The sequence below is a fragment of the Burkholderia sp. JKS000303 genome, assembly GCF_002563755.1.
Classification (GTDB): domain Bacteria; phylum Pseudomonadota; class Gammaproteobacteria; order Burkholderiales; family Burkholderiaceae; genus Burkholderia; species Burkholderia anthina_B.
Genome location: NZ_PDBZ01000001.1, coordinates 2,749,692 through 2,775,887, shown reverse-complemented (window position 1 = coordinate 2,775,887; position 26,196 = coordinate 2,749,692). Strand labels below are relative to the sequence as shown.

Genomic DNA, 26,196 nt, shown 5'->3' with positions numbered 1-26,196 from the left:
ACCGGCCCTTCCGGCCCCGTTACCGGGTGACCGGGCGGCGTCGTCGCGTCGTCCTCAGCGCACCGCAATCGAGCCGCGGGTCGATCCGCGCATGCGTGACGAGAAAGTCGAGCGAGCTGCCGAGCAGGCCGGCCGCCTGCAATTCGATCGCAAGTTCGGCGATCTCGACGTCGACGCCCGGCATCGTGTTGCGAAACCGCTGCAACGCCGCCGGGATCGCCGCCAGCGCCATGCTGCCCGGCACGCCGATCGACACCTTGCCGGTCAGGCCGCCCTGCAACCGGCCGATCTCGTCGCCGGCACGGCGCATGGCGCACGCGCGACGGTGCGCGCATGACGCGCCACGCTGCCGTCGCCGGGGGGCGGCGGCAGCGTGCGCATGCGTCGGCCGCTATCCGCCTTCCTTCGCCTCAGGCATGCGCCTTGAACTGAAACTGCAGTCGACCGTCCTTGAAAGGCAGGCTCGTCAGGTCGTCCTGACCGACTTCCTGCCGGATCAATCGATTCAGCTTCGCGTTCATCTCCAGCATCAACGCGCCATGCGCATCCGGGCGCGCCGCCAGATTGTGCAGCTCGTCAGGATCGGTGTAGAGATCGAACAGCTCCAGATCATTGGCGGCGCTCAAATCCGCGAGCGTTTCCGGCGCGTTGAAGTTCGACAGCGCGAAGTAACGACTGAATCGATACCTGCCGTCGAACACGCTGCGGATCGCGCCGCGCTGCGTCAGGTCCGGTTGCAGCGCGGCCGCCCGCCGGTGCATTTCCGCGGGCGGCACGCCCCGCTCCCGCATCGTCCTGAACTCGGCGAGCATCCACTCGCTGTCGTAGTAAAGGAGCATCGCGTAATTGAAGAGCGCTGCGTCGCGGATCGCGTGCAGGTCCGCCCGTTCGGGCTGCGCGAGCAGATGGGCGAAGCTCGACCCTTTCGCGTCGGCGCCGACGACGCTCGCGACCTTGTCGGCCGGCGCGCCGGTCAACGCGACGAGCGTCGGTGCGACATCGAGATGCGAAGTCAGCGCGCGACACGACTTCCCGCCGCGAAACGCCGGATGCCGGATGATCATCGGCACGTGATTCTGCTGGCGATACGCGTTGGCGCCCTTGTCGATCATCTGGTGATGGCCCGCCAGGTCGCCGTGATCGGACGTCAGAACGACGATCGTCTTGTCGGCGATGCCGAGGTCGTCCAGTTCGTCGAGCAGGCGTTCGACGTGCCGGTCGCAGTCGCGTATGCAATTCAGGTAGTAATTCTGATAACGCCTGACCGTCGCATCGTCGAATTCGATCTTGCCGATCAGCGTCTCGTGCGCGGCGGAATACATCGCATGCGCTTTCGGCCGGTCCGGCGCAGCGAGCGGCTGGCGGCGCGACACCGGCAACGGCACCTTGTCCCAACGCGCGTCGTATAGCTGCGTATCCGGCGCCGCACGCGTCGGAATCAACCCGGACCCGTTCGGACGCCCCGACGGATCGGTGTTGAGCCACATCACGTCATGGGGATTGACGAGGTTGACCGCCAGCATCCACGGCTTTGCGCCGGCCGCATCGCGCCGCTGCTCGCGCATCCAGCTGATGGCGGCCTGGGCGGTCACGCCGTCGAAGTTGTAGCCGCCATGCGCGGAGCCGACGAGATCGCCGACACCGAAATAGTCGTCGAAACCGTACGCCCGCATGGCCTTGTTGTAGTCGGCCACCGGCGCGTTGTACGGCGAATTCGATTCGTGCATCGTCGCGCTCAGATGCCACTTGCCCACGTACACGGCCTGATAGCCGGCGTCCTTCATCATGTGCCCGACGGTCCGGATCGACGTCGGCATGTCCGGTTGCCACGGCAGCCCCGCGTTGTCGAACACGCCCGTGCGCTGCATGTGCTGGCCCGTATAGATGGTCGAGCGCGACGGCGAGCATACGCAGGCGGCAATCTGATGGTTGATGAAGCTGACGCCGCTCCTCGCGAGACGCTCGCGCCCCGGCACGCTCATCGGCCATGCGTCGAAATAGCGCTCCTGATCGACCAGCACGAACAGGATGTTGTAGCCGGCCGGCAGATCGAATCGTGCGGACGGAGCGGGGTTCGACTGGTTCGCCCCCGGCTTCTCCGCCGATCCGGCCGCCATCGCCACGGACGGCGCGAGGGCCGCCGTCATCGCGACGGCGCCGGACGTCTTGAGAAATACGCGGCGCTGACTGTCGGGCAGCGCCCGATTCGCTTCCAGTGAACCTGCGGGATTGATCAGATCAGGCATGACTCGTTCCGATGACAAAGGACCTGCGGCAACATCCGGGGTGTTCAAATTTGTTCCATTTACGGAACATTGATTCGTGGATGGCATTGTTGCATAGAGGATTTTCGAACAAAATCAGTTTTTGTCATCGGCGTTTTATCCACGCAAATTCGGTAAAAACCATGAGTCATAAGCAAATTTATTTGATGTTCTAATGTTCCATACAAACAACGTCGTTCCTTGTATGGAACGTAAATACTAAAATCGACCATCCTGATTCCTGCCGGCCCTGAACAAAAATGAACAGAACATATTTAGTAGGACTGCTTGCCATTTCAATCAGCGGAGCCGCTTCCGCGCAAAGCAGCGTGACGCTGTACGGCAGCCTCGATTCCGGCGTCGCCTATGTCAACAACAGCGGCGGCCATGCGCTGTTCAAGGCCAACCAGAGCAACATGCAGCCGGATCGCTGGGGCATTGTCGGCGTCGAGGATCTGGGCGGCGGATTGCGTTCGATATTTCGTCTCGAGACCGGCTTCTTCACAAACACCGGCGCATTCGTCAACCCGAACGTCGAGTTCAATCGCCGTGCGTACGTCGGCCTCGAATCGAGCCGGCTGGGAACGCTGACGCTCGGGCATCAGAGCGCGCTGTCGTTCGATTTCCTCACGCCGTTCGCCAATGCCTATGCGGGGAATTCGTGGAACATGTTCCATCCGGGCAATGTCGACGGCCTGGCCAACTCGGCCACGTCGGTCATCGACAACGCGGTGAAATACCGCTCGCCGAGCTACGGGGGCGTCAGCGTCGCCGGGCTGTTCGGATTCGGCAACACCCCCAACTTCGGTCATGGCAACACGTGGAGCACGGCCGTGACCTACGATCGCGGCCCGCTGCAGGCCTCGGCGTTCTATCAGCGCCAGCACAACCAGGCGTTCGCGCTGACGCCGCTCGCGCTGGGCACGTTCCAGGGGCAGCCCGCCGCCAGCTATGTGGCCGACCGCGCGGAATTCTGGGGCGCCGGCGGCGCGTACACGCTCGGGCCCGTGAAGCTGCATGCGCTCTATACACGGGTAAAGCTGCAGTCGAAGCAACACGCTGACATCTACCAGTCGTACGACTCCGGCGCCGAATGGTCGGTCACGCCGTTTACCTCGTTGACGGCCGGCGCCAATACGACCACGCTCGATGCGCACCGCTGGACCCAGGTAGGCCTCGGCTATATCTACGCGCTGTCCAAACGGACGCAACTCTACGCGCAGGGCATCTTCGAGCACACCAACCCGGGCGGATTCGCGTCGTTGTCCGTTGCCGGCATGTCGAGCACGAGCAATCAGTTGATGCTGTTGACCGGGATTCACCACAACTTCTGACGGGTCGCGCACACCCCGCGCACGCCCTCCCGCGTCCCCGACGATCGACCGCGATGCCGCCCGGCATCGGCGGTCGATCGTCATTGCATTGCCGCTTCCCGCTTCGTCGCCCCCTGCCTTCCCCGTCCCGACCGGGTTTTACCTCATGACCTTTTCCTTGCGATCCGATGGATTTGGTCGCACCATGTCGGTTCAATTTAGTTCTATTTGTTCAATTTTGAACACATCAAAGACAGCAATGCAGGAGACACCATGCTGAACATCGGAATCGTCGGCGGCGGAATCGGCGGGCTCACGGCAGCCATCGCGCTGCGCAAGGCGGGGCATCGTCCCGTCGTTTTCGAGCAGGCCGACCGCTTCGGGCGCGTCGGCGCCGACATCAACCTGACGCCCAACGCGGTGCGCGCGCTCGACGGGCTCGGCATCGGCGCGAAGCTGCGCGAGACCGCCGCCCGGCCGAACGCACGCGTCAGCCGCATGTGGGACACCGGCGAGGTCACGTCGCGGCTGCCGATGTCGGACGAAGCGGAGCGCCAGTACGGCGCGCCGCAACTGACGATGCATCGCGCGGACGTCATGGACGCGCTGGAGCAGGCGCTGCTGCCCGGCGAACTTCGGCTGGGCAAGCGCACCGCGGCCGTCGCCCGGACGGCCGACGGCGCGACGGTGACGCTCGACGACGGTTCGACGCACGCGTTCGACCTGCTGCTCGGCGCGGACGGCATTCATTCCGGCGTGCGCCGGTTTCTGTTCGGCGACGAACACCCGCAGTTCACCGGCATCGTGTCGTATCGGGCGGTCGTGCCGGCCGAGCGCCTCCAGGGCGGCGATCTCGGCGCCTTCGTCAAATGGTGGGGCCCCACCGACGACCTGCAGATCGTCACGTTCCCGCTGAATCTCGGCCGCGACATCTTCATCTTCGCCACCACGTCCCAGCCGGACTGGACGCACGAATCGTGGACCAAGCCGGGCGACCCCGACGCGCTGCGGCGCGCCTATGCCGACTTCCATCCGGAAGCGCGCGCGCTGCTCGCCGCATGCGACACGGTGCTGGCCTCGGCGTTGTATATTCGCGATCCGTTGCCGAAATGGACCGGCGAACGCATGGCGCTGCTCGGCGACGCATGCCATCCGATGATGCCGTTCATGGCGCAAGGCGCGGGCATGGCGATCGAGGATGCGGTCGTGCTGTCGCGTGCGTTGACCGGCGTCGGGCCGGACACGCTCGCCGGCGCGCTGACGCGCTATGAGCGCGCCCGTCAGGAACGGACGGCGCGCATCCAGATCGGCTCGCGCGGCAACAACTGGCTGAAGGTCGGCGGCAACGCCGACTGGGTCTACGGATACGATGCCTGGTCGGTCCCGCTGGCCTGAACCCCGCACACGCTTTCAACGACAGAGATGACAACGGACACACCCGACCCTTCGCGCCCGGCCGCCCCCTCGCCGTCGCCGGTGGAGCGCGCCTTTCGCCTGCTGAGATTCATCGCGGAAGGCGGTTCGACCGCGAATCTCAGCGACATCGCGCGGCAAATCGACGTCAATCGCGTGACGGTGAAGCGCCTGCTCGATTCGCTCGAGGCCGCGGAATTGATCGAACCGCATCCGTCCGGCGGATCGTATCGCCTGGGCCTGCCGTTCCTGACGCTCGCCGCCAGCGCGCTGGGCACCACCGACCTCACGGCCCGGGCCCGGCAGATTCTCCCGGGCCTCGTCGCCAGGACCGGCCTGTCCGCGTACCTGGTGGTGCTCGAGGGGACGGAGATCGTCTATCTGCTGGGCGAGACGCCCGATACGCCGCTGGTCAGCCGCATTCGCGTGGGCAGCCGGATTCCCGCGCACCGGGCAACGCCCGGGCTGGCGATGCTCGCCGGCCTGGACAGCGCGGCGCTTCGCGCACGCTATGCGAATCCGGCCGACCATCGCGACGCGCCCGACTGGGAGACGCTGGCCGGCACGCTCGACGCGGTGCGCAACAGCGGCTGCGCCTGGAGTTTTTCGGGCCTCGAAGCCGGCATCGACTCGTGCGCGGCCGCGATCCGGGACAACAACGGCACCGTGCTTGCCGCGCTCAGCATCGCAGGCCCCGACAGCGCGTTTTCAGCCAATCCCGCGTTGCGCGAAATCGTCGAGGCAAGCGTCAAGGCAGCCGCCCAGACGCTTTCCCGCTCGAGCCTCTGACGCGCCCCCTTCGTCCCGCTTCGGCGGGATGCCCACTTTTGGAACCGGTTCCAATCAACTTGACCGACGTTGCAGCACGTTAACCGAGGGTTATCCCGGATGCTGACGCACATTCAAATTTGTATGATGACCACATCACCTTACAAACCAGAGCGTCATGTTCGAGAAAATTCCCGCCCGTGCGATGAGCGACCATGTCGCGCAGCAGTTGCTCAAGCAGATCGAAGCCGGCAGTTTCTCGGCCAGCGGCAAGCTGCCGACGGAAGCCGTGCTCGCCCAGGAATTCGGCGTGAGCCGCACCGTGATCCGCGAGGCGATCTCGCGGCTGAAGAACGAAGGCGTGGTCGAGCCGCGCCAGGGCAGCGGCGTGTACGTGAACCAGCACGGCGCGATCCGGCCGCTGCGGATCGACTACGCGGAAGCGGTCGAAGCCAGTTCGCTGCCGCACCTGCTCGCGGTGCGCCGCGCGATCGAGGCTGAAGTCGCGGCCGAAGCCGCGCTGCATCACACCGACGACGACATGGCCGACATCGACGACGCGCTGCGCAAGATCGACGATGCGGTGGCCGAAGGCCGCGACGGCGTCGCGGAAGACGTCGCGTTCCACCGCACGATCGCGGCCGTCACCGGCAACCCGTATTTCCTGAAGACGCTGCAGTTCCTGAACCAGTACCTCGAGGCCGGCGTGAAGGTGACGCGTCGCAACGAAGCGACGCGCGACGACTTCTCGCGCCAGGTGCGCGAGGAACATGCGGCGATCGCCGACGCGATTCGCGCACGCGACCCGATGGCGGCGCGCAACGCGGCACGCACCCACATGTACAACGCCGCCCGCCGTCTCGCGGAAGCCGGCATCTGCTGAATCCGGCGGCGCGCGTGCGCCGCCGTTGTCCCGAACCTCTCCCGAATCGATCAAGGTTGACCATGTCACGAAATGTTGGAGTCATCGGCCTCGGCGCGATGGGCCTCGGCGTCGCGCGCTCGCTGCTGCGCGCCGGCTTTCGCGTGCACGCATGCGACGTGCGCGACACCGTGCTGCAGGCGTTCGCGGCCGAAGGCGGCGTGGCCTGCACGAGCCCGGCCGAACTCGGCGCGCAGTGCGACGTCGTCGTCACGCTCGTCGTCAATGCCGCGCAAACCGAAACGGTGCTGTTCGGCGAACACGGTGCAGTCGCGGCGATGAAGCCGGGCGGCGTCGTGATCGCGAGCGCGACCGTCGCGCCCGAATTCGCCATCGCACTCGGTGCGCGCATCGAGGCCGCGGGCCTGCAGATGCTCGACGCGCCGGTGTCCGGCGGCGCCGCGCGCGCGGCGTCGGGCGAGATGACCATGATGACGTCGGGCCCCGCCGCCGCGTATGCGGGCTGCGACGACGTGCTCGCCGCGATCGCCGGCAAGGTCTATCGCCTCGGCGACACGCACGGCATCGGCTCGAAAGTGAAGATCATCAACCAGTTGCTGGCCGGCGTGCATATCGCCGCGGCCGCCGAGGCGATGGCGCTGGGCCTGCGCGAAGGCGTCGATGCGGACGCGCTGTACGACGTGATCACGCACAGCGCCGGCAATTCGTGGATGTTCGAGAACCGCGTGCCGCACATCCTGAACGGCGACTACACGCCGCTGTCGGCCGTCGACATCTTCGTGAAGGATCTCGGCCTCGTGCTCGATACCGCGCGCCGCAGCAAGTTCCCGCTGCCACTGTCGGCCACCGCGCACCAGATGTTCATGAGCGCATCGAGCGCCGGCCACGGCGGCGAAGACGATTCCGCCGTGATCAAGACTTTCCCCGGCATCACGCTGCCGCCTGCCCGCTGATTCGAACGACGTTCCTCCCATGACCGCTTCCGCTTCCCGCCCCCTGCTCGGCTGCATCGCCGACGATTTCACCGGCGCGACCGATCTCGCGAACATGCTCGTCAAGAGCGGCATGCGCACCGTGCAGACGATCGGCGTGCCCGCCGACGGCGCCGCAGCCGACACGGCCATCGACGCCGACGCGATCGTCGTCGCGCTGAAGTCGCGCACGATTCCCGCCGCCGACGCCGTCGCGCAGTCGCTCGCCGCCTACGCGTGGCTGCGCGCGCAGGGCTGCCGGCAATTTTTCTTCAAGTACTGCTCGACGTTCGACTCGACCGACGCGGGCAACCTCGGACCGGTGGCCGACGCGCTGCTCGATGCGACCGACGGCGGCTTCACGATCGCGTGCCCGGCGTTTCCCGAGAACGGCCGCACGATCTTCCGCGGCCACCTGTTCGTCGGCGACGTGCTGCTGAACGAATCGGGCATGGAGAACCACCCGCTCACGCCGATGAAGGACGCAAACCTCGTGCGCGTGCTGCAGCGGCAGACGAAGTCGCCGGTCGGCCTGATCCGCTACGACACGATCGCGCAGGGCGCGGCCGCCGTGCGGGCGCGCATCGAAGCACTGCGTGCGGACGGCGTGCGCTTCGCGATCGCCGATGCGCTGTCGGACCATGATCTCCACGTGCTCGGCGAAGCATGCGCGAACCTGCCGCTCGTCACCGGCGGCTCGGGCATCGCGCTCGGCCTGCCGGAGAATTTCCGCCGCGCGGGGCTGCTGCCGCAGCGCGACAACGCGGCGTCGCTGTCGCGCATCGACGGGCTGTCGGCAGTGCTCGCCGGCAGCGCATCGAAAGCCACCAACGCGCAGGTCGCCGCGTGGCGCGACAGCCGGCCGAGCTTCCGGATCGATCCGCTCGCGGCCGCGCGGGGCGAACCCGTCGTCGACGACGCTCTGGCCTTCGCGCGCTCGCACCTGCCGCAGCCCGTGCTGATCTATGCGACGGCGACGCCCGACGAAGTGAAAGCCGTCCAGCAGACGCTCGGCGTCGAAGCGGCCGGCCATCTCGTCGAAAGCACGCTCGCGGCGATCGCGCGCGGCCTGCGCGAACTCGGCGTGCGCAAGTTCGTCGTCGCCGGCGGCGAGACGTCCGGTGCGGTCGTACAGGCGCTCGACGTGAAGTCGCTGCAGATCGGCGCGCAGATCGATCCGGGCGTGCCGGCCACCGCCACCATCGACGCGCAGCCGCTCGGCCTCGCGCTGAAATCCGGCAACTTCGGCACGGTGGACTTTTTCGACAAGGCGCTGCGCGCGCTGGACGGAGCCGCATGATGAGCATCGAAGCAACCCTGCGCGAAGAAATCTGCGTCGTCGGCGCGAGCCTGTATGCGCGCGGCCATGCGGTCGGCAGCGCCGGCAACATCAGCGCGCGGCTTGCCGACGGCTGGCTGATCACGCCGACCGATGCCTGCCTCGGCCGGCTCGACCCGAACGACATCGCTAAGGTCGGCCTCGACGGCCAGCCCGTGTCGGGCGGCAAGCCGTCAAAGACGCTCGCGCTGCACCGCGGCATCTACGGGCGCAACGCACAAGCGAACGGCGTCGTCCACACGCATTCGACCCACCTCGTCGCGCTGACGCTCGCGGGCGTGTGGCGCGACACCGACGTGCTGCCGCCGATCACGCCGTACTACGTGATGAAGGTCGGCCACATTCCGCTGATCCGCTATCGGCGCCCGGGCGACCCGGCCGTCGCGGCCGAAGTCGCGGCGCTCGCCGACCAGGTGCGCGGCGTGCTGCTCGACCGCCTCGGTCCGGTGATGTGGGGGTCGTCGGTGTCGCACGCGTCGTATGCGCTCGAGGAGCTCGAGGAAACCGCGCGGCTGTGGCTGATGACGAACCCGAAGCCCGAACCGCTTTCCGACGCGGCGCTCGACGAACTGCGCGACACCTTCGGCGCCCGCTGGTAACCCGTCGCGCACGCATCCGCACCGATTCCCATGCCCGCCGTGTGCGCGGGCCCTTCCGTCAGCACACACGATCCGGCGGCGTACGCGCCGCCGGCACACGACATCCCTGGAGACGACGATGACTGCATTCGACGCGGCCGCAAGCCGCTCGCCCGCCGCGCCCGCCCAATCGGCCGAACTCGACCGCACCTACAAGAAAGTGTTCTGGCGCATCGTGCCGTTCCTGATGCTCTGCTACGTGGTCGCGTATCTCGACCGCGTGAACGTCGGCTTCGCGAAGCTGCAGATGTCGCAGGATCTCGCGTTCAGCGAAACGGTGTTCGGCCTCGGCGCCGGCATCTTTTTTCTCGGCTACTTTCTGTTCGAACTGCCAAGCAACATGCTGATGCACCGCATCGGCGCGCGCATCTGGATCGCGCGGATCATGATCACGTGGGGGCTGCTGTCGGCGGTGTTCGCGTTCGTGAAGACGCCGACGCAGTTCTACGTGCTGCGCTTCCTGCTCGGTCTCGCGGAAGCCGGCTTCTATCCGGGCGTGATCCTGTACCTCACGTACTGGTTCCCGTCGCATCGCCGCGCGAAGATCATCGCGGTGTTCATGTCGGCGATCCCGGTGTCGGGCATTTTCGGCAACCCGCTGTCGGGCTGGATCATGGAGCGCTTTCACGGCGGCTCGGGCTTTCACGGCTGGCAATGGATGTTCATGATCGAAGCCGTGCCGGCCGTGCTCGTCGGCATCGCGACGATCCTCTATCTCGACAACAACATCCGCAGCGCGAAGTGGCTCGACGAGCGCGAGAAGCAATTGCTCGAATCGGAAATCGCCGCGCAGCCGCAGGAACAGCAGAAACAAGGCCATTCGCTGAAGGCCGTGTTCGCCGACCCGCGCATGTGGTGGATGTCGCTGATCTACTTCGCGTTCGTCACCGGCCAGTACGGCCTGACGTTCTGGATGCCGACGCTCGTCAAATCCACCGGGATCACCGATACGTTCCAGATCGGCCTGCTGTCCGCGATTCCGTTCCTCGTCGCGATCTTCGTGATGAACCTGTTCGGCCACAGCGCGGACAAGCGCCGCGAACGCCGCTGGCACCTGATCGTGCCGGCGCTGATGGGCGCGGTCGGGTTTGCGGTCGCCGCGTCGTACTCGCACAATACGGCGGTGTCGATCGTGTTCCTGTCGCTCGCGGCAGGCGGCGTGCTGACCTGCGCACCGCTGTTCTGGTCGCTGCCGACCGCGTTCCTCGCCGGCTCCGCCGCCGCCGCCGGAATCGCGATCATCAACTCGGTCGGCAACCTCGCCGGCTTCGCGAGCCCGTACGTGATCGGCTACCTGAAGGACGCCACGCACAGCACGTCGTCCGGCATGTACGTGCTCGCGGCGATGCTCGTGATCGGTGCGATCGCCGTGTGGCTCACGCCCGCGAAACTCGTGAACCGCTGACGCGCCATCATTCGACGCGGGGCGCGCTGCCCCGCCCCACTCATTCACAGGACCCGCTGCCATGCCCCGCTTCGCCGCCAACCTCTCGATGATGTACACCGAGCACGCGTTCCTCGAACGCTTCGCCGCTGCCGCCTACGACGGCTTCAAGGCCGTCGAGTACCTGTTCCCGTACGACTTCGCCGCCGAGGACATCCGCGCGCGCCTCGACGCACACAACCTCGAACAGGCGCTGTTCAACGCGCCGCCCGGCGACTGGGCGGCCGGCGAGCGCGGGACCGCGTCGCTGCCGGGCCGCGAGGACGAATTCCGCCGCGGCATCGACCAGGCGCTCGACTATGCGCGCGTGCTCGGCAACAAGAAGCTGCACGTGATGGCCGGGATGGTCGCGCCGGGTGCCGATCGCGCACGCCATCGCGACACCTACGTGGCGAACCTGCGGCATGCGGCCCAGGCTGCCTTCGCGCACGGCATCACGATCCTGATCGAGCCGATCAACCAGCGCGACATGCCCGGCTATTTCCTGAGCCGCCAGGACGACGCGCACGAGATCTGCGCGGCAGTCGGCGCGCCGAACCTGAAGGTGCAGTTCGACTGCTATCACTGCCAGATCGTCGAGGGCGACCTCGCGATGAAGCTCAAGCGCGATTTCGCGGGCATCGGCCACATCCAGATCGCCGGCGTGCCCGAGCGCCACGAGCCGGATCTCGGCGAACTCAACTACCCGTACCTGTTCGAGCTGATCGACGCGCTCGGCTACGACGGCTGGATCGGCTGCGAATACCGCCCGAAGGCCGGCACGTCCGAAGGCCTCGGCTGGCTCAAGCCGTACCTGTAATTCAAGTATTTCCTGGAGGGTCAAGAACATGAAAGTACTGATCACCGGCGGTGCCGGCTTTCTCGGCCAGCGCCTCGCACGCAAGCTGCTCGAGCGCGGCGAACTGACCGGCCCCGACGGCCGCATCGACACGATCGACGAGCTGGTGCTGCTCGACGTCGTCAAGGGCAGCGATTTCGGCGACGCGCGCGTGACGTCGATCGTCGGCGACATCGCCGATCGCGCGGTGCTCGAAAGCGCGATCGACACGCGGACGAACGCGATCTTCCACCTCGCGGCGATCGTCAGCGGGCAGGCCGAAGCCGATTTCGACCTCGGCATGCGGATCAACCTCGACGCGTCGCGCGCGCTGCTCGAAGTGTGCCGCGCGCGCGGCCACCAGCCGCGCGTCGTGTTCACGAGCTCGGTCGCCGTCTACGGCGGCGTGCTGCCCGACGTCGTGCAGGACGACACCGCGCTGAACCCGCAATCGTCGTATGGCGCGGAAAAGGCGATCGCCGAGCTGCTGCTGTGCGACTACGCCCGTCGCGGCTTCGTCGACGGCCGCGTGCTGCGCCTGCCGACCATCAGCGTGCGGCCGGGCCGCCCGAACGCGGCGGCATCGTCGTTCGCGAGCGGCATCATCCGCGAGCCGCTCAATGGCGAGGAAAGCGTGTGCCCGGTGCCGGGGTCGACGCGGCTGTGGCTGCTGTCGCCGCGCGGCGCGATCGAAGCGCTCGTCGCGGGCTGCGAGATCGACAGCGCGAAGCTCGGCAACAAGCGCGTGATCAACCTGCCGGGCCTGTCGGTGTCGGTCGACGAGATGATCGAGGCGCTGCGCGAAGTCGCGGGCAACGACGCCGTGAAGATGATCCGCCATGCGCCGGACGAACGCGTGGAGAAGATCGTCGGCAGCTGGCCGGGCCGCTGGGACACGACGCGCGCCGAAGCGCTCGGGTTGAAGGGCGATACGTCGTTCGCGGACGTGATCCGCAGTCATATCGCCGACGAACGGCGTTAATGGTCGCGCCTGCCGCGCCCGGCCCGCAACGGGCCGTGTCGGCAGGCCGCCACGTCGGGCCGCGCCGCTCAGCGCCGCCCGGCGGACTCCCCGATCCGCATCGACGCGGGTGTCGCGCCGCCCGGCGGGCGGGCCGCACCGACCGCGTGCTGCCACGCGAGCAACCCCGGCAGATAGAATAGCAGGTCGCGCACGCGCCGCGCGCCGGCCAGCGCCAGACAGGTCGGCGCATCGAACCCGAGCAGCCCGCCGATCAGCACGAAGCCGCCCTCCTGCACGCCGAGCCCGCCCGGCATCAGGAATGCGATGCTGCTCAGCAACTGGATCAGCGCCTCGATCGTGAGCGCCTGCGCGAAGGTCGCATCGGTGCCGAGAAAACGCAGCGCGAGCCAGATTTCCAGCGAATAGCCGACAAACTGCAGCGTCTGCCAGATCCCCAGATAGCGGACGACGATCCCCGTCTTTCTCCAGATCATCCGGATCGACTGATCGGTGCGCGCCGATTCGCCGACCAGCGCGTAGACCTTCCCGCTCGTGAGGTGGTTGAGCGCGCGCATCGCCCGCTCGAACGGCCGCGCATGCTGCACCAGCGCGAACAGCAGCAGCACCGGCACCAGCGCTGCCATCCCGATCGCGAGCTGCGCCGCCACGCGCGCGGCATCGGACGACACGCGCTCGAGCACGTAGCCGATCGCGACCAGCGCGAACACCAGTTGGCTGATCAGCGTGAGCTGCATGTCGGCGACGAGGCTCGCGACGGCGGTGGCCGGCCGCACGCCGGCCTGCCGCAGCAGGCTGAACGACACGATTTCGCCGCCGATCCGCGCGACCGGCAACAACCCGTTGATCGATTCGCGGATCCAGACGATCTTCAGCATCGTCGCGAACGACGGCCGGCGCCGGCCGCGGATCAGCATCCGCCAGTCCCATGCGTTCGCAAGCATCGGCAGGATATGGGCGAGCGCGGCGATCAGCAGCCCGGCGCCGGCCGCCTCCAAGCGGTGCAGGATATCGAGCGGATGCTCGCGCCAGATCAGCCAGACCGCGATTGCCAGCCCCGCGAGCGCGGCCAGGCGTCCCGCATGCCGCAGCCGTGCGTCGCCGCGCACGGACGGCGGGCTTGCACCGTCTCCGCCGGAATGCGTGTCGTGCGTCATGATTTCGCCGCCGGCGACAGCAAACCCTCACGGTCGACGCGAAACCGCGTGCCGCGCCAGATGACGTGCGACGAGAAGAAGCTCGACACGAACACCGCGAACTGCAGCAGATCGACGAACGGCAACCACACCGCGCCGCTCAGGCCCGCGCCGGTCGCCCGCCCGGTTTGCACCATCAGCAGCGCGCGCACCGCGAGCGCGGCCGCCGTCAGCCAGCAGGCGGCCGACGCGCCGCCGGACAACAGCAGCGCCATCAGCGCGAGCGGCAGCGGATGCATCAGCACCGAGCCGGCATGGCCGATCCGGTCCGCGGCGCGGATGGTGCAACTCCAGCGCAGTTCGTGCGCGTACAGCGTCGCAAACGTGTCCTCGACGCACGCGTGCCCGACCGCGAACGGCGGCACGACGACCCGCGCGCCGGCCTGCCGCACCGCTTCGCCGAGCGCGTGATCCTCGGCCAGATGATGGGCGAAGCGCGCGAGGCCGCCGATGCGTTCGAGCGTCGCGCGCGTGATCGCGATCGTCTGGCCGAAGCACGGCCGCGCACGACCGATGAACAGCCCGGTGATCACGCCCGGCAGAAAATGGTAGTTCGTCATCGCGACCGCGACACGCGGCCAGAAGCCCGGCGACGGGACGCCGCGATACACGCTCGTCACGATCCCGACCTCCGGCTCCTGCAGCGCGCCGACGACGGCACGCAAATAGTCCCGCTCGACCAGCACGTCGCTGTCGGCGAGACAGAGCACCGAGTGCTCCGCGCGTTCGAGCATGTTGACGAGATTGGCGATCTTCCGGTTCGGCCCGTACAGCCGCGCGTCGGCGACGACCGTAATGTTCGCGTCCGGGTAGCGCGCGCGCAGCGTCGCGACGGCGTCGAGCGCGGCGTCGTCCGCATCGTGCACGCCGAACAGGTGCTGAACCGGTCCCGGATAGTCCTGGACGAAGAAGCTTTCAAGATGCTGTACGAGCTGCCACTCGTCGCCGTGCAGCGGCTTCGCGATGGTGACGCCCGGAAAATCGCGCGGCGGCGTCGCCGCGCGGGAAAAGAACCGGCCAACCAGCACGCTGGCCACGATCGTGTACGCCATGCCCAGCACCGCGCCGAGCCCGCAAACGACCGACATTGCCCAGCCCAGCGCGTGCGCCACATGCAGCAAGACCATGCTTCGTCCCTATGGTTTCCCCGTACGACCGCGACGCCGGGACCGGCACCGCGCGCACGGGCTCATCCACACACGCGGTCGAAACGGTTGCCGTTGAGCCGAATGTAGAGGATGACCCACGAACGGTACGCGCAATCCGGTGACACGGCTACCGTGCAACGATCAATCCCGCTCACGCACACGTCGCCGCACGCGAGCGCGGCCGTAAACGCGGCGTCGGCTACCTTACGGGCCGACAGGATTGCCATCGCGATCGCGACGACGATCCATGCGCGAAATGTCATCGTGGTGAAAAACGCTTCGGGTACGCGCAGCGCGAGCAACGACACCAGCACGAAGCACTGGATGACCATGCCGGCCAGCGCAGCGATCAGCAAATAGGCGCGCCATCGCTCGATCGTCGAGGGTGCCATCAAGAACGAACCTCCCGTGTAGTCGACCGGCGTCGAACCGGTTCGGTCGACGGGTCGCGGATTCGGGGCCCCGTGTGCGGTCCGTGCCGAACGTGCTGCGTCGTCCGGAACCTGGAGAAGCGGGGAACAACCGGGGAAACGGTGTGGCCGATGGTAGCGGGAATGCCGGCGGCAAACCTTAAGCGTTCTTCAGAATCGGGCGGCGGGCGAGGCGGGGCGATTACGTTCCGTTGCACGAACGCGCAGCCACGCTCGTACAATCGCACACGCGTGCACACGGATCGACCATGCGACTCCTCCTTGTTGAAGACGACGACCTGATCGGCAGCGGCCTCGAGATCAGCCTCGGCCAGGCCGGCTATCACGTCGACTGGCTGCGCGACGGCCACGCCGCCGCCGCGGCACTCGCGACGACGCGCTTCGCGCTCGTCGTGCTCGATCTCGGGCTGCCCGGGAAATCCGGATCGGAACTGCTGCGCGCGTTGCGCGATGCGGGCGATACGACGCCGGTGCTCGTCCTGACCGCGCGCGGCACCGTGGCCGACCGCGTCCGCGGCCTCGACGACGGTGCCGACGACTATCTCGCGAAACCGTTCGAGCTGACCGAAGTGCTCGCCCGGTGCCGTGCGCTCGTGCGCCGCTCGCAGGGCCGCGCCGGCGACGAAATCGTCTGGCGCGACATCACGATCGACCTGGCCGCCCATACGGTCACCCGCGATGCGTCGCGCATCGCGCTGACATCGCGCGAATGGAGCATCCTCGTCCAGCTCGTCAGTCACGCGGGCACGCCCCAGTCGCGCGCGCGTCTCGAGGACGGCCTGTACGGCTGGCAGGAAGGCATCGAAAGCAATGCGATCGAGGTTCATGTTTCGAACCTGCGCAAGAAGCTCGGCGCGGACCTGATCCGCACCGTGCGCGGCATCGGCTACGTCGTCGACAAACCATGATCTCGCGCTCGATACGGCGCCGCGTCTCGTTGATGGCGCTCGGCTGCGTGACCGTGGTGTGGCTCGTCGCGGTGTTCAGCAGCTTCCGGCACGCCACGCGCGAAATCGGCGAATGGGAGGACGCGCGTCTCGTCGAATACGCGTCGCTGCTGGTCAACTTGTCGCCGGCCGATCTCGATCGCCTCGCGCGCGTCCCGCCCGACGCGCGCGTCGAACTCGATCGCGGCGCAGCGAGACGCGACGCCGCAACCGATACCGACGGCGACCGCCTGCCGCGCGACGTGCTGTTCGAAGTGCGCGATGCGCAGGGCCAGGTCGTTGCATCGAGCCTGCCGGCGGGCGCCGCCGGGTCGGCGGATGCACACGATGCGCACGATGCGCCGGTGACGATCGTCGTCCACGATGCACCGTGGCGCACGTACGCGCTGCGCGACGACGTGTCGGGGCGATGGGTACGCGTGATCGAGCCGACCAATACGCGCAGCGACCTGGCGACCGGCATCGCGCGCGGCATCGTGCTGCCGCTGGTCGTCGCGCTGCCGGTGCTCGCGCTCCTGCTGTGGTACATGATCGGGCGCAGCCTCGCGCCGCTGAAAACGCTGTCGACGCTGATCGGCGCGCGCGATGCGCGATCGCTGGAACCGCTCGGCGTCGTCACCGTGCCGGACGAAGTGCGCGCGCTGGTCGACGCGATCGACCGCTTGCTGGCCCGCCTGCGGCAATCGATCGTGCGCGAGCGCGCGTTCACGTCGGACGCGGCGCACGAACTCAAGACGCCGCTGGCCGCCATCAAGGTGCAGGCCCAGGTGGCGCTCGCGACCGACGATCCGGCGCGCAAGCAGCTCGCGATGCAGCGCGTCGTGCAAGGCGTCGACCGCAGCGCGCGGCTTGCCGAGCAGTTGCTGCTGCTCGCGCGGCTCGACGAATACGAACGCATTCCGGCGCGCGCCGTGGACCTGCGCGAACTCGTCGACGCGGCCATCGACCGTCATGCCGCGAAAGCGTCGGACCATGCCGTCGACATCGTGGCGACCGGCGCACCCGGGCGCGCGGTTCCGGCCGATCCGATCCTGATCGGCATCCTGCTCGACAACCTGATCGACAACGCGATCAAGTACGGACACCGCGGCGGACACATCGCGCTCGGTGTGCACGACGACGGCGCCGTACAGCGCATCGTCGTGCGCGACGACGGGCCGGGCGTCGCCCCCGGCGAGCATGAACGGCTCGGCGACCGCTTCTATCGCGGCAGCGGCGCACAGTCGCCGGGCAGCGGGCTCGGGCTGTCGATCGTCACCCGTATCGCGCATTATTTCGGCGGCACCGTGCGCTTCGAAACCGGTATCGACGGCCAAGGTCTCGGCATCGTGATCGCGCTGCCCTCCACAGACGAGGCCGGGTCGGGGCCGGCCGGCGCACCGGCCCAGGCGAGCGCCGACCGATCGCACGCGACGCCGGGGGCTTAACGTTTCGTTAAGGATTCCCCCGTAGAATCCGCCCCACCGATACCCTCCCCGCCATTCGTCAGGTGTCCCCATGTCCAGACCTGCCCGATACGACGCCGTTGCGCGTCTTCTCCACTGGCTGATCGTGACGTTGATCGTCGTGCAGTTTGCGATCGGCTGGACGATGCCCGACGTGCATCGCGACACGCAACCGGTCGGCCTGATCGCCGCCCACCTGATCGTCGGCGCCGCGCTGCTCGCGGCAATGGCGGCCCGCGTGCTCTGGCGCGCGACGCACCGTCCGCCTCCCGACGACCTGTCGCCGGTGATGCGCACGCTGTCCGGTGCGACGCACGTCGCCCTCTACGTTTTGCTGGTCGCGGTGCCGCTGCTCGGCTGGATCAACGCGTCGTCGCGCGCATGGAGCGTGACGCTGCTCGGGATCGTGCCGTTGCCGGCGCTGTCGGCAGCCGGCTCCGGATTCGGTCATGCGATGGGCGACGTGCACGGCATCCTCGCATGGGTGCTGTTCGGCGGTATCTGCCTGCACGTGGCGGCCGCACTCGCGCATCGTTTCGTGCTGCGCGACGGCGTGATGCAGCGCATGATGCCGTGGTGATCCCCGCGCCGCAGGCATGAAACTGGGCGGCCCCGCCTTCGTGCGGGCGCCTAGTTTCCGGCCTGCGACGGCATACCCGGAGTGACGGCACGCGCGCCGGATGCCGCCATCCTCGCCTGCTCCTGCTCCTGCTCCTGCGCCGCGACCCGCGCCTGCGCAGCCTGAATGTCCGCGGGATATTCGCCATCGTCGCCCTTCGACGGGTCGTACCCGGCCGCTTCCAGACGAATCAGTTCTTCGCGAACCTGCGCGCGCGTCAGCGGCGCGGACGACTGCGCGAACGCAGGCTGACCGGCTATCGCGCCGATCATCGTCAGTAGTGCGATATATATCTTCATCACGAACTCCATCCATGTTCCGTACCGATCAACCGCTGTGAACGTCGAGCCCGGCGACGCGGGCTGATGCGTCAGCTTCCGAAATAAGGCGTGCAGAAGCTTTCCGGACCGACGCACGCGGCCGAACCCGAACCCTGACGCGATGGCGTCGCCGCCGGCCTTCCCGCATCGGAAGTCGCTGCCGGCTCGTTTCCGCGCGCGGCCTCGGCCTGCTGCTGCGGCAGGCGCTGGACCTGCCCTCGGAACAGCGGGCTCACGTCCGGATACGACGTATCGGTCACGAAGCTCAGCCCGTGCCGTTCGGCGTCGATCAGCTCCTGCCTGACCTGCGCGCGTGTCAGTGCCTGCGCCTGCGCCGACGCATGCGTCGCGACGCCCGCGAAAGCCATTGCCGCCACCGTGGCGGCCTTCATCCAGTACCCGTTCATGGTCCACTCCTCCGAGGTCAACGAGACGACGTGCTACATCCCGTATGACGACGCCGGGCGCGTGTTTATTCCCGGACGCGGGCGCGGCGACGCGCGCGATATCTCCCCGTTTTCCGGACCATCGGTGTCGCCCGTTCATCCTGCTGTCATTCGTTCGTCAGCCGGCGTAACCTGACGTAACGCAGCCTCCACCGCGCGTGGGGCAGACTGACGACACCTTGTGGATCGCCCTTCGATCATGTCCGTCGCTTACGACTATGCCGCCGGCTGGCTTCGCACGCTGTACGACCGCCATATCGACGGCGGCGCGGTGCTCGACACGGCCGCGTTTCCCGATGCCGAGCGTTTCGTCCACGCATGGCCCGACATCCAGGCGGAGGCGTTCGCCGTCGCGCGCGACATGCCGCGCATCCCGCGCTTTCACGAGATCATGCGCGAGCAGTACGACATCTCGGCCAACGATGCGCGCGACTGGCGGATGTTCATCATGCAGGCGTACGGCCAGCCGTTTCCCCGCAACCTGTCGCGCTGCCCGACCATCGCGTCGATCGTCGCGGCGTCGCCGGACGTGCTGTCCGCCTCGCTGTCGTTCCTCGCGCCGGGCAAGCACATCCCGCCGCATCGCGGGCCGTTCCGCGGCATCCTGCGCGGCTATCTGGTGCTGTCGATGCCGAAGCGCGCGGACGGCTCGCCGGCCGCCGTGCTGAAGGTCGACGGCCATGAATACCGGCTCGACGAAGGCCGCTTCCTGCTGTGGGACGACACGTTCATGCACGAGGTGTGGAACGACAGCGACGAAGTGCGGATCGTGCTGCTGCTCGATATTCGCCGGCGCGGCATGCCGCGCTTGCTGACGTGGCTGTCGAATGCGGTAATCGGCATCGTGCGGCTCGGGATCCGCGTGCGGGGACGGTCGATCCCGGTTTAGCAAACCGTCCGGCGCATGCCCGATCCGGAAACAGTGCGACCAGCGTCGCATGCGCGCGATCGGTGACCGACTTCAACGACGCACCGGCCTCGCGCGTACACATCGGCGTGAGGCATTCATCGCCTGGAACGCCGTCAGCGGCGACAGCGCGCGGGGCAGATCCGCCAGCGGATTCTGCGTCCATGACACGCATCCGATCCGGAGTACGGAAGGCGACAAGTACGCATAGCGCGCGAACGGGCGCACCGGCCATTGCGCGACGCAGCAACATCGCTGCGTCGCCGTCCCGAACGATCGCCTAAACTACAGAACCGACATCCCGCCCATTTCCGCACGGCTTCTGCCAGCCACTGTCATGGCACATCTCTTCTTCGCGGCGTCGATCCAGCGGCACATCGACGTGCCCGAACGCGACATCGACGCACGGACGCTCGGCGAAGCGCTTGAAACCGCCTTCGGCGCACAGCCGCGGCTACGCGGCTACATCGTCGACGACCAGGGCGCGCTGAGAAAGCACCTGTCGGTGTTCATCGACGGCCAGCCGGTGCGCGACCGGCAGCACCTGTCCGATACGCTCGGCGACGCCAGCCGCGTCTACGTCGTGCAAGCGTTGTCCGGCGGATAAAGGGTTCCATCCTCACCGAAGCCGGCGTCCGACCGCGCCCACCGGAGGCACCCGACATGAACGATCGACTGCTCGTCGCGACCCGCAAGGGCCTGTTCGTGCTGCAAGCCGACCGCAACGGCGGCTGGTCGCTCGGCGAGCCGCACTTCATTGGCGACCCGGTCAGCATGGCGCTCGCCGACCCGCGCGACGGCACGCTGTATGCGGCGCTCGATCTCGGCCATTTCGGCGTCAAGTTGCATCGCCGCCGCGCCGGCGCGGCCGAATGGGAAGAATGCGCGGTTCCCGTGTACCCGTTGCAGCCCGCCGACGCACCGCGCGCCGATCTCGGCGCACACGCAGCCGCCGGCGACGCGGACGACGAAGCGCCCGCCCCGCCGCGCCCGCCCTGGACGCTTCGGCAGATCTGGTCGCTCGAAACCGGCGGCGTCGACGAGCCGGGCGTATTGTGGGCCGGCACGATACCCGGCGGACTGTTCCGCTCCGACGACGGCGGCGATTCGTGGGTGCTCAACCGCGCACTGTGGGATCGCCCGGAGCGCCCCGAGTGGTTCGGCGGCGGCTACGACGCGCCCGGCATCCATTCGGTGATGGTCGATCCGCGCGACAGCCGGCACGTGACGATCGGCATCTCGTGCGGCGGCGTCTGGCAGACCTTCGACGGCGGCGCGACCTGGCGCGTCAGCGCCGACGGCATGGAAGCCGACTACATGCCGCCCGAGCGGCGCGGCGAGCCCAACGTGCAGGACCCGCACCGCGTCGTCCAGTGCGCGGCCAATCCCGACGTGCTGTGGACCCAGCATCATTGCGCGATCTTCCGCTCGACCGACGGCGCGGTTCGCTGGCAACGCATCGAAGCACAGCCGTCGAGCTTCGGCTTCGCGGTCGCCGTGCATCCGGCAGACCCCGATACCGCGTGGTTCGTACCGGCCGTGAAGGATGCATGCCGGATTCCGGTGAACGGCCGGTTCGTCGTCACGCGCACGCGCGACGGCGGCCGCAGCTTCGAGAGCCTGTCGAACGGGTTGCCGCCGGTGCCGGCCTACGACCTCGTGTATCGGCACGGGCTCGCCGTGGATGATTCCGGCACGCGCCTCGCGATGGCGTCGACGACGGGCGGGTTATGGACCTCCGCTGACGGCGGCGGGAACTGGCGGCAGGTATCGGCGCATTTGCCGCCGGTGTATTGCGTGCGCTTCGGGTAACGAACGACCTGCATGCGCCCCATGCGGAACGCAAGCGCCGGACCGTTGCTTCACGCCCCCGGCGCGATCCGTGCGACTGCCGCACGCGTCCGTGCGATTTCCGCCTCGAGCCAGTCGAGAAACCGCCGCACCTGCGGCTCACGCTCTCTCCCCGGCCGGCACAGCGCGACGAAACGCGCGCCCGCCAGCCGCACCGACGGATCGATCGCGACGAGCGCACCGCGCTCGACATGCTCGGCGACCAGCACGGAGCTGAGCAGCCCGACACCCTGCCCGTGCAGCACGGCCTGCAGCGCGTAATGCTCGTCGTCGAAGTGGCGAAACAGCGCGCGCTCGAGCCACGCGTCGCGCCCGGCCGCGCAACACCACGACGGCCAGTCGATCGTTACGGGCAGCGGCGTATCCCACGTGGTCTCGATCAGGGCGATCCGCTCGTCCGTGCGCGTGACGTCGAAGTCGTGCGCCGCATACGCGCCGAAATACTCGTCGATCAGCGCGACCTCGTGCAGCGCCGCGAACGTGCGCGACGTCGCGCGAATCGCCAGGTCGATCCGCGCGTCGCGTTCGAGATCGACGAGCGCATTGCCGGTTTCGACCTTGATGTGCAGGTGCGGATCGACGCGACGGAACCGGCCGAGCCGCGGGATCAGCCACATCGCGGCGAACGCGGGCGTGGTGGTCAGCACCAGCGTGCGCTCGCCGGCCTCCGCAGGCCGCAGCGCGTCGAGCCCGCGGCTCAACCCGAGCAACGCGTCGTGACACGCGCGAAACAGGTGCTCGCCGTCGTCCGTGAGCCGCACGCCGCTCGCGCCGCGCGCGAACAGCAGCACGCCGAGCCGGCTTTCGAGCGACTTGATCTGGTGTGACACGGCGGCCGGCGTCACGGACAGTTCGTCGGCGGCCGCCTTGAACGTGCCGAGCCGCGCCGACGACTCGAATACGCGCAATGCGGTCAGGGGGATTCTGGAGAACACGGGGCCTCGCGGGCCGGGTCGGGCCGGTTGAATTCGATTCAATCCGCGTGAGATTAGGTGAATTGATGCGGGCGCGCAACGCGGGTAGCCTTGGCGGACGTCGCGGTACGGTGCCGCGGCCGCAACCATTGATCCGGAGCCACGACGTGCAAGGCCTACCGCGCAGGATCACGCAGGCGGTGCTTTACGAAGCGATCGCCATTACCTGCATCTCGCCCGTGATCGCGACGCTGTTCAAGCAGAACCTCGTCTACTCGGGCGCGCTGTCGGCGACGATGTCGGCGATCGCGATGCTGTGGAACATGATCTTCAACGCGCTGTTCGAGCGCTGGGAAGCCTCGCGCCGGCAGCCCGCGCGCACGCTCGGGCGGCGGATCCTGCATGCGACCGGTTTCGAGGGCGGGCTGATCTTCATTCTCGTGCCCGTCGTGTCGTGGTGGCTCGACATCTCGTGGTTCGACGCGTTCGTCGTCGACGTCGGGCTGTTCGCGTTCTTCTTCTGTTACGCGTTCGTGTTCCAGTGGGCGTTCGATCGCGTGTTCGACGTGCCGGCGGCGACCAAGGGGCCGTGACGCGCGCTACGCGATCCGCGCGAGCACCTGCATCCGCGCGCGATCGGCGGCGATGACGTCCTTCGCGGCCTCCTCGGCGTCCTGTCCGCGGCGATCGCGAATCGCGGCGAAGAGCCGTTCGCGCGTATCGAGCACGCGCTTTTTCAGCGCCGCGTTGCCGCGTTCGTCGGGCACCACGAACAGCGCTGCGTGCGCTTCCTCGATCGACTTCGCGAGCAACGGATTGTGCGACGCGTCGCCGATCGCGAGATGGAACATCGCCTCGGCGCGCCGCAGCCGGGCGGGCGCGTCATCGGCGCGCATCGGCTTGAGCGCCGCTTCGAGATTCGACAGATCGGTTGGCGTACGGCGCGCGGCGGCCAGGCGCGCGGCGGTCGTCTCGTTCGCGTCGCGGAACTCGAGCACGCGCATCACCATGCCCGGATCGCGGCCGATGCGGCGAGCGGACAGCTCCCTGAGCGCATCCACGTCGTTCACGAACGTGCCGCCCTGCGGGCCGCGCCGCACGACGAAGTAGCCTTCGGCTTCGAGCACCCGCAGCGCTTCGCGCAGCGTCACGCGCGATACGCCGAGCTGTTCCGCCAGCGACCGCTCGGCCGGCAGGCGCTCGGCCGCTTCGAGGTGGCCGAGATGGACCTGGCGACGCAACACCTCGACGGCCAGCCCGTAGGCCGGCTGCTGCTCGACCGGTTGAAGCCCCCACAGCATCTGTCAAACCGCCGTAAAAGTGTTGTCGACGAAAATTTCCGCGCCGTTGACGAAGCTCGACTCGTCGCTCGCGAGGAACAGCGCGACGCTCGCGACCTCTTCCGGCTCGCAGATTCGCCCCTGCATCACGTTCACGTCGCGCTCGGATGCGAACACGCCGTATGCGCGCAACTGTTCGATCTCGTGCTCGCCGTGCTTGGTCCGCACGAAACTCGGGCACAGCGTGTTGCATCGAATGCCGCGATCGCGATATTCGACCGCGATCGCGCGCGCGAGCTGGTTCATCGCCGCTTTCGATGCGCAGTACACCGATTCCAGATGGGTCGCCGCGCGCACCGCGGACGACGACGTATTGACGATCACGCCGTAGCCGCGCTTCAGCATCTCGGGCAGCACGAGGCGCGTCATCAGGAACACGCTCTTCGCGTTGTTCTCCATCATCTCGTCCCACTCGTCGATCGAGAATTCGAGGAACGGTTTGACGATGATGATGCCCGCGTGATTGAACAGGATGTCGATCTGGCCGAATCGCGCGATCGCCTGCTCGACCGCGTGCTGGGCCTGATCCGGCTTCGACACGTCGGCCGCGACGAACGCGACTTCGTACCCTTTCGCCAGCAGTTCCATTTCCAGCTTGCGGCCGGCGGAGACGTCCTTGTCGACGATCACGACCCTGGCCGATTCCTGGGCAAACAATCGCACGGACGAAGCGCCGGCACCATTCGCGCCGCCTGAGATCAGCGCAACACGTCCGGCAAGTCGATCTCGGGGCGTCATGGATCACCGATGTGCCAATGATGAGGAGGCACCGAGAATACCGCGCGGCCACGACAACGATCAAGCGCTTCGCGGCCCCATTTTTCGCCCCCTCCGCGCCGACGGGACTCATGGTTCTCCCTTGTATCGAGACCGTTGACACGGATATTTCCGCGAGGTCTACTGGTATTTCTTTTAGACCATTAGACCAAAAGGACGGATGATGGAACGCATGACCGATGGCCTTCTGACCCCTTCGATCAACCCGGGCCGCCTGCGCGACCGGAAGGTGCTGATCACCGGCGGCGCCGGCGGGATGGGCCGCGCCGCGTCGCTGCTGTTCGCCGCGCACGGCGCCGAGCTGGCGATCGTCGACATCGCGCGCGATGCCGGCGAGCAGGTGGTCGACGAAATCCGCAGCAACGGCGGCCGCGCGTCCTTCCATCAGGCGGACGCATCGGATTCCGCGCAGGTCACGGCCGCGGTCCGCGCCGCCACCGAGTCGCTCGGCTGGATCGACTGCCTGTTCAACCACGCGGGCACGATCGTCGTGAAGCCGCTGCACGAGACGACGGACGACGAATACGACCGGCTGATGGCGATCAATGCGCGCTCGGCGTTCCTCACCTGCCGCGCGGTGCTGCCGGGCATGGTCGCGCGCGGCAAGGGCAGCATCGTGATCACGTCGTCGATCGGCGGCGAGAAAGGGTTCGCGCTCGAAAGCGTCTATTGCATGACGAAGGGCGCGGTGCTGCAGCTCGCGCGCTCGATCGCGGCCGAGTATCGCGGCAACGGCATCCGCTGCAACGCGATCTGTCCGGGATTCGTCCGCACCGCGCACGGGCTGCGCGAGATCGACGAACTCGACCGGCTCGGCCAGAAATGGGAAGACGCGGGCCTCGCCGATACGCAAGTGCGGATCTGCGAAGCCGAGGAAGCCGCCTCGGCCGCGCTGTTCCTGCTGTCCGACGACGCCAGCTTCGTCAATGGCGCCGCCCTTTACGTCGACAACGGCTGGTATTCGAAAGGCTAGTCATCCGTAGTACTCCCCGCTTCCCGCCACCCAAACAGGTCAGGAATCCA

The 26,196-nt window shown here is 67.6% G+C and carries 28 protein-coding genes; 18 read left to right on the top strand and 10 right to left on the bottom strand.

The window, feature by feature from the left end; genetic code table 11:
• Nucleotides 1-19 precede the first annotated feature (19 nt).
• Nucleotides 20-310: a LysR substrate-binding domain-containing protein gene (locus tag BX604_RS13320; RefSeq protein ID WP_098551200.1), complete on the bottom strand. Its 291-nt coding sequence runs from the start codon at nt 308-310 to the stop codon at nt 20-22.
• A gap of 100 nt (nt 311-410) precedes the next feature.
• Nucleotides 411-2,246: a sulfatase-like hydrolase/transferase gene (locus BX604_RS13315; RefSeq protein WP_098551199.1), complete on the bottom strand. Its 1,836-nt coding sequence runs from the start codon at nt 2,244-2,246 to the stop codon at nt 411-413.
• 278 nt (nt 2,247-2,524) lie between these two features.
• On the opposite strand from BX604_RS13315, the gene BX604_RS13310 reads away from it, so the two are divergent.
• The 10 genes from BX604_RS13310 (at nt 2,525) to denD (ending at nt 12,832) form a co-directional block, all read left to right on the top strand.
• Complete coding sequence (locus BX604_RS13310; RefSeq protein ID WP_098551198.1) at nt 2,525-3,598, top strand: porin; 1,074 nt, start codon at nt 2,525-2,527, stop codon at nt 3,596-3,598.
• A gap of 252 nt (nt 3,599-3,850) precedes the next feature.
• Nucleotides 3,851-4,972, top strand: coding sequence for an FAD-dependent monooxygenase (locus BX604_RS13305; RefSeq protein ID WP_098551197.1), 1,122 nt, complete (start codon nt 3,851-3,853; stop codon nt 4,970-4,972).
• Between the two features lie 27 nt (nt 4,973-4,999).
• Nucleotides 5,000-5,779 carry an IclR family transcriptional regulator gene (locus tag BX604_RS13300; RefSeq protein WP_098551196.1) on the top strand — a complete coding sequence of 260 codons (780 nt, stop codon included), beginning with the start codon at nt 5,000-5,002 and terminating at the stop codon, nt 5,777-5,779.
• Nucleotides 5,780-5,936: 157 nt separating this feature from the next.
• Entirely contained in the window at nt 5,937-6,641 is a 705-nt protein-coding gene (locus BX604_RS13295; RefSeq protein ID WP_098551195.1) for a FadR/GntR family transcriptional regulator, read from the top strand.
• 56 nt (nt 6,642-6,697) lie between these two features.
• Entirely contained in the window at nt 6,698-7,594 is an 897-nt protein-coding gene (gene ltnD / locus BX604_RS13290) for an L-threonate dehydrogenase (protein ID WP_341772666.1), read from the top strand.
• 19 nt (nt 7,595-7,613) lie between these two features.
• On the top strand, nt 7,614-8,912 hold the full coding sequence (gene otnK / locus BX604_RS13285) for a 3-oxo-tetronate kinase (protein WP_098551193.1): 1,299 nt from the start codon (nt 7,614-7,616) through the stop codon (nt 8,910-8,912).
• Nucleotides 8,912-9,550 carry a 3-oxo-tetronate 4-phosphate decarboxylase gene (gene otnC, locus BX604_RS13280; protein ID WP_098552859.1) on the top strand — a complete coding sequence of 213 codons (639 nt, stop codon included), beginning with the start codon at nt 8,912-8,914 and terminating at the stop codon, nt 9,548-9,550. The genes otnK and otnC overlap by 1 nt, the downstream gene beginning before the upstream one ends.
• Before the next feature lie 118 nt (nt 9,551-9,668).
• Nucleotides 9,669-10,994 carry an MFS transporter gene (locus BX604_RS13275; RefSeq protein ID WP_098551192.1) on the top strand — a complete coding sequence of 442 codons (1,326 nt, stop codon included), beginning with the start codon at nt 9,669-9,671 and terminating at the stop codon, nt 10,992-10,994.
• Nucleotides 10,995-11,055: 61 nt separating this feature from the next.
• Nucleotides 11,056-11,832 (top strand): 2-oxo-tetronate isomerase, encoded by a 777-nt coding sequence (otnI, locus tag BX604_RS13270; protein ID WP_098551191.1) that lies wholly within the window; start codon nt 11,056-11,058, stop codon nt 11,830-11,832.
• Nucleotides 11,833-11,860: 28 nt separating this feature from the next.
• The gene (gene denD, locus BX604_RS13265) at nt 11,861-12,832 is read left to right on the top strand and encodes a D-erythronate dehydrogenase (protein ID WP_098551190.1); all 972 of its coding nucleotides are present in this window, start codon (nt 11,861-11,863) and stop codon (nt 12,830-12,832) included.
• Between the two features lie 68 nt (nt 12,833-12,900).
• Here denD and BX604_RS13260 read toward each other — a convergent pair whose 3' ends face one another.
• The 3 genes from BX604_RS13260 to BX604_RS13250 all read right to left on the bottom strand — a co-directional run bounded on the left by BX604_RS13260 (nt 12,901) and on the right by BX604_RS13250 (nt 15,568).
• Entirely contained in the window at nt 12,901-13,989 is a 1,089-nt protein-coding gene (locus BX604_RS13260; protein WP_098551189.1) for a lysylphosphatidylglycerol synthase domain-containing protein, read from the bottom strand.
• Nucleotides 13,986-15,155, bottom strand: a complete 1,170-nt coding sequence (hpnI, locus tag BX604_RS13255; RefSeq protein WP_098551188.1) for a bacteriohopanetetrol glucosamine biosynthesis glycosyltransferase HpnI — start codon at nt 15,153-15,155, stop codon at nt 13,986-13,988. Before hpnI ends, BX604_RS13260 begins: the two co-directional genes overlap by 4 nt.
• A 62-nt stretch (nt 15,156-15,217) precedes the next feature.
• Nucleotides 15,218-15,568, bottom strand: a complete 351-nt coding sequence (locus BX604_RS13250; protein WP_098551187.1) for a hypothetical protein — start codon at nt 15,566-15,568, stop codon at nt 15,218-15,220.
• A gap of 287 nt (nt 15,569-15,855) precedes the next feature.
• On the opposite strand from BX604_RS13250, the gene BX604_RS13245 reads away from it, so the two are divergent.
• From BX604_RS13245 to BX604_RS13235, 3 genes are all read left to right on the top strand, one after another.
• Nucleotides 15,856-16,515 (top strand): response regulator, encoded by a 660-nt coding sequence (locus tag BX604_RS13245; RefSeq protein ID WP_098551186.1) that lies wholly within the window; start codon nt 15,856-15,858, stop codon nt 16,513-16,515.
• Nucleotides 16,512-17,981, top strand: a complete 1,470-nt coding sequence (locus BX604_RS13240; RefSeq protein WP_098551185.1) for an ATP-binding protein — start codon at nt 16,512-16,514, stop codon at nt 17,979-17,981. The genes BX604_RS13245 and BX604_RS13240 overlap by 4 nt, the downstream gene beginning before the upstream one ends.
• Nucleotides 17,982-18,051: 70 nt before the next feature.
• The gene (locus BX604_RS13235) at nt 18,052-18,579 is read left to right on the top strand and encodes a cytochrome b (RefSeq protein WP_098551184.1); all 528 of its coding nucleotides are present in this window, start codon (nt 18,052-18,054) and stop codon (nt 18,577-18,579) included.
• Between the two features lie 50 nt (nt 18,580-18,629).
• Here the strand turns inward: BX604_RS13235 and BX604_RS13230 are convergent, their stop codons facing one another.
• Both BX604_RS13230 and BX604_RS13225 read right to left on the bottom strand, forming a co-directional pair.
• Complete coding sequence (locus BX604_RS13230; RefSeq protein WP_098552858.1) at nt 18,630-18,917, bottom strand: DUF4148 domain-containing protein; 288 nt, start codon at nt 18,915-18,917, stop codon at nt 18,630-18,632.
• A gap of 71 nt (nt 18,918-18,988) precedes the next feature.
• The gene (locus BX604_RS13225; protein ID WP_098551183.1) at nt 18,989-19,345 is read right to left on the bottom strand and encodes a DUF4148 domain-containing protein; all 357 of its coding nucleotides are present in this window, start codon (nt 19,343-19,345) and stop codon (nt 18,989-18,991) included.
• Nucleotides 19,346-19,583: 238 nt separating this feature from the next.
• Here BX604_RS13225 and BX604_RS13220 point away from each other — a divergent pair, with 238 nt between their 5' ends.
• From BX604_RS13220 to BX604_RS13210, 3 genes are all read left to right on the top strand, one after another.
• A complete protein-coding gene (locus BX604_RS13220; RefSeq protein ID WP_098551182.1) occupies nt 19,584-20,273 on the top strand; it encodes an aspartyl/asparaginyl beta-hydroxylase domain-containing protein in 690 nt (229 codons plus the stop codon).
• 355 nt (nt 20,274-20,628) lie between these two features.
• A complete protein-coding gene (locus BX604_RS13215) occupies nt 20,629-20,898 on the top strand; it encodes a MoaD/ThiS family protein (protein WP_098551181.1) in 270 nt (89 codons plus the stop codon).
• Between the two features lie 56 nt (nt 20,899-20,954).
• Entirely contained in the window at nt 20,955-22,103 is a 1,149-nt protein-coding gene (locus BX604_RS13210) for a WD40/YVTN/BNR-like repeat-containing protein (RefSeq protein ID WP_098551180.1), read from the top strand.
• A gap of 50 nt (nt 22,104-22,153) precedes the next feature.
• Here the strand turns inward: BX604_RS13210 and BX604_RS13205 are convergent, their stop codons facing one another.
• The gene (locus BX604_RS13205; protein WP_098551179.1) at nt 22,154-23,077 is read right to left on the bottom strand and encodes a LysR substrate-binding domain-containing protein; all 924 of its coding nucleotides are present in this window, start codon (nt 23,075-23,077) and stop codon (nt 22,154-22,156) included.
• Nucleotides 23,078-23,223: 146 nt separating this feature from the next.
• Here BX604_RS13205 and BX604_RS13200 point away from each other — a divergent pair, with 146 nt between their 5' ends.
• On the top strand, nt 23,224-23,649 hold the full coding sequence (locus BX604_RS13200) for a PACE efflux transporter (RefSeq protein WP_098551178.1): 426 nt from the start codon (nt 23,224-23,226) through the stop codon (nt 23,647-23,649).
• A 6-nt stretch (nt 23,650-23,655) separates the two neighbouring features.
• Here BX604_RS13200 and BX604_RS13195 read toward each other — a convergent pair whose 3' ends face one another.
• Both BX604_RS13195 and BX604_RS13190 read right to left on the bottom strand, forming a co-directional pair.
• Nucleotides 23,656-24,357 carry a FadR/GntR family transcriptional regulator gene (locus BX604_RS13195; protein WP_098551177.1) on the bottom strand — a complete coding sequence of 234 codons (702 nt, stop codon included), beginning with the start codon at nt 24,355-24,357 and terminating at the stop codon, nt 23,656-23,658.
• 3 nt (nt 24,358-24,360) lie between these two features.
• Nucleotides 24,361-25,134: an SDR family NAD(P)-dependent oxidoreductase gene (locus BX604_RS13190; protein ID WP_098551176.1), complete on the bottom strand. Its 774-nt coding sequence runs from the start codon at nt 25,132-25,134 to the stop codon at nt 24,361-24,363.
• 211 nt (nt 25,135-25,345) lie between these two features.
• Between BX604_RS13190 and BX604_RS13185 the strand changes: the two genes are divergently transcribed.
• On the top strand, nt 25,346-26,146 hold the full coding sequence (locus BX604_RS13185; protein ID WP_098552857.1) for an SDR family NAD(P)-dependent oxidoreductase: 801 nt from the start codon (nt 25,346-25,348) through the stop codon (nt 26,144-26,146).
• Nucleotides 26,147-26,196 lie beyond the last annotated feature (50 nt).

Coding starts and splice junctions, on each gene's coding strand:
- BX604_RS13320 (WP_098551200.1), bottom strand. CDS start 310: ATGCGCCGTGCCGGCGACGAGATCGGCCGGTTGCAGGGCGGCCTGACC.
- BX604_RS13315 (WP_098551199.1), bottom strand. CDS start 2,246: ATGCCTGATCTGATCAATCCCGCAGGTTCACTGGAAGCGAATCGGGCG.
- BX604_RS13310 (WP_098551198.1), top strand. CDS start 2,525: ATGAACAGAACATATTTAGTAGGACTGCTTGCCATTTCAATCAGCGGA.
- BX604_RS13305 (WP_098551197.1), top strand. CDS start 3,851: ATGCTGAACATCGGAATCGTCGGCGGCGGAATCGGCGGGCTCACGGCA.
- BX604_RS13300 (WP_098551196.1), top strand. CDS start 5,000: ATGACAACGGACACACCCGACCCTTCGCGCCCGGCCGCCCCCTCGCCG.
- BX604_RS13295 (WP_098551195.1), top strand. CDS start 5,937: ATGTTCGAGAAAATTCCCGCCCGTGCGATGAGCGACCATGTCGCGCAG.
- otnK (WP_098551193.1), top strand. CDS start 7,614: ATGACCGCTTCCGCTTCCCGCCCCCTGCTCGGCTGCATCGCCGACGAT.
- otnC (WP_098552859.1), top strand. CDS start 8,912: ATGAGCATCGAAGCAACCCTGCGCGAAGAAATCTGCGTCGTCGGCGCG.
- BX604_RS13275 (WP_098551192.1), top strand. CDS start 9,669: ATGACTGCATTCGACGCGGCCGCAAGCCGCTCGCCCGCCGCGCCCGCC.
- otnI (WP_098551191.1), top strand. CDS start 11,056: ATGCCCCGCTTCGCCGCCAACCTCTCGATGATGTACACCGAGCACGCG.
- denD (WP_098551190.1), top strand. CDS start 11,861: ATGAAAGTACTGATCACCGGCGGTGCCGGCTTTCTCGGCCAGCGCCTC.
- BX604_RS13260 (WP_098551189.1), bottom strand. CDS start 13,989: ATGACGCACGACACGCATTCCGGCGGAGACGGTGCAAGCCCGCCGTCC.
- hpnI (WP_098551188.1), bottom strand. CDS start 15,155: ATGGTCTTGCTGCATGTGGCGCACGCGCTGGGCTGGGCAATGTCGGTC.
- BX604_RS13250 (WP_098551187.1), bottom strand. CDS start 15,568: ATGGCACCCTCGACGATCGAGCGATGGCGCGCCTATTTGCTGATCGCT.
- BX604_RS13245 (WP_098551186.1), top strand. CDS start 15,856: ATGCGACTCCTCCTTGTTGAAGACGACGACCTGATCGGCAGCGGCCTC.
- BX604_RS13240 (WP_098551185.1), top strand. CDS start 16,512: ATGATCTCGCGCTCGATACGGCGCCGCGTCTCGTTGATGGCGCTCGGC.
- BX604_RS13235 (WP_098551184.1), top strand. CDS start 18,052: ATGTCCAGACCTGCCCGATACGACGCCGTTGCGCGTCTTCTCCACTGG.
- BX604_RS13230 (WP_098552858.1), bottom strand. CDS start 18,917: ATGAAGATATATATCGCACTACTGACGATGATCGGCGCGATAGCCGGT.
- BX604_RS13225 (WP_098551183.1), bottom strand. CDS start 19,345: ATGAACGGGTACTGGATGAAGGCCGCCACGGTGGCGGCAATGGCTTTC.
- BX604_RS13220 (WP_098551182.1), top strand. CDS start 19,584: ATGTCCGTCGCTTACGACTATGCCGCCGGCTGGCTTCGCACGCTGTAC.
- BX604_RS13215 (WP_098551181.1), top strand. CDS start 20,629: ATGGCACATCTCTTCTTCGCGGCGTCGATCCAGCGGCACATCGACGTG.
- BX604_RS13210 (WP_098551180.1), top strand. CDS start 20,955: ATGAACGATCGACTGCTCGTCGCGACCCGCAAGGGCCTGTTCGTGCTG.
- BX604_RS13195 (WP_098551177.1), bottom strand. CDS start 24,357: ATGCTGTGGGGGCTTCAACCGGTCGAGCAGCAGCCGGCCTACGGGCTG.
- BX604_RS13190 (WP_098551176.1), bottom strand. CDS start 25,134: ATGACGCCCCGAGATCGACTTGCCGGACGTGTTGCGCTGATCTCAGGC.
- BX604_RS13185 (WP_098552857.1), top strand. CDS start 25,346: ATGACCGATGGCCTTCTGACCCCTTCGATCAACCCGGGCCGCCTGCGC.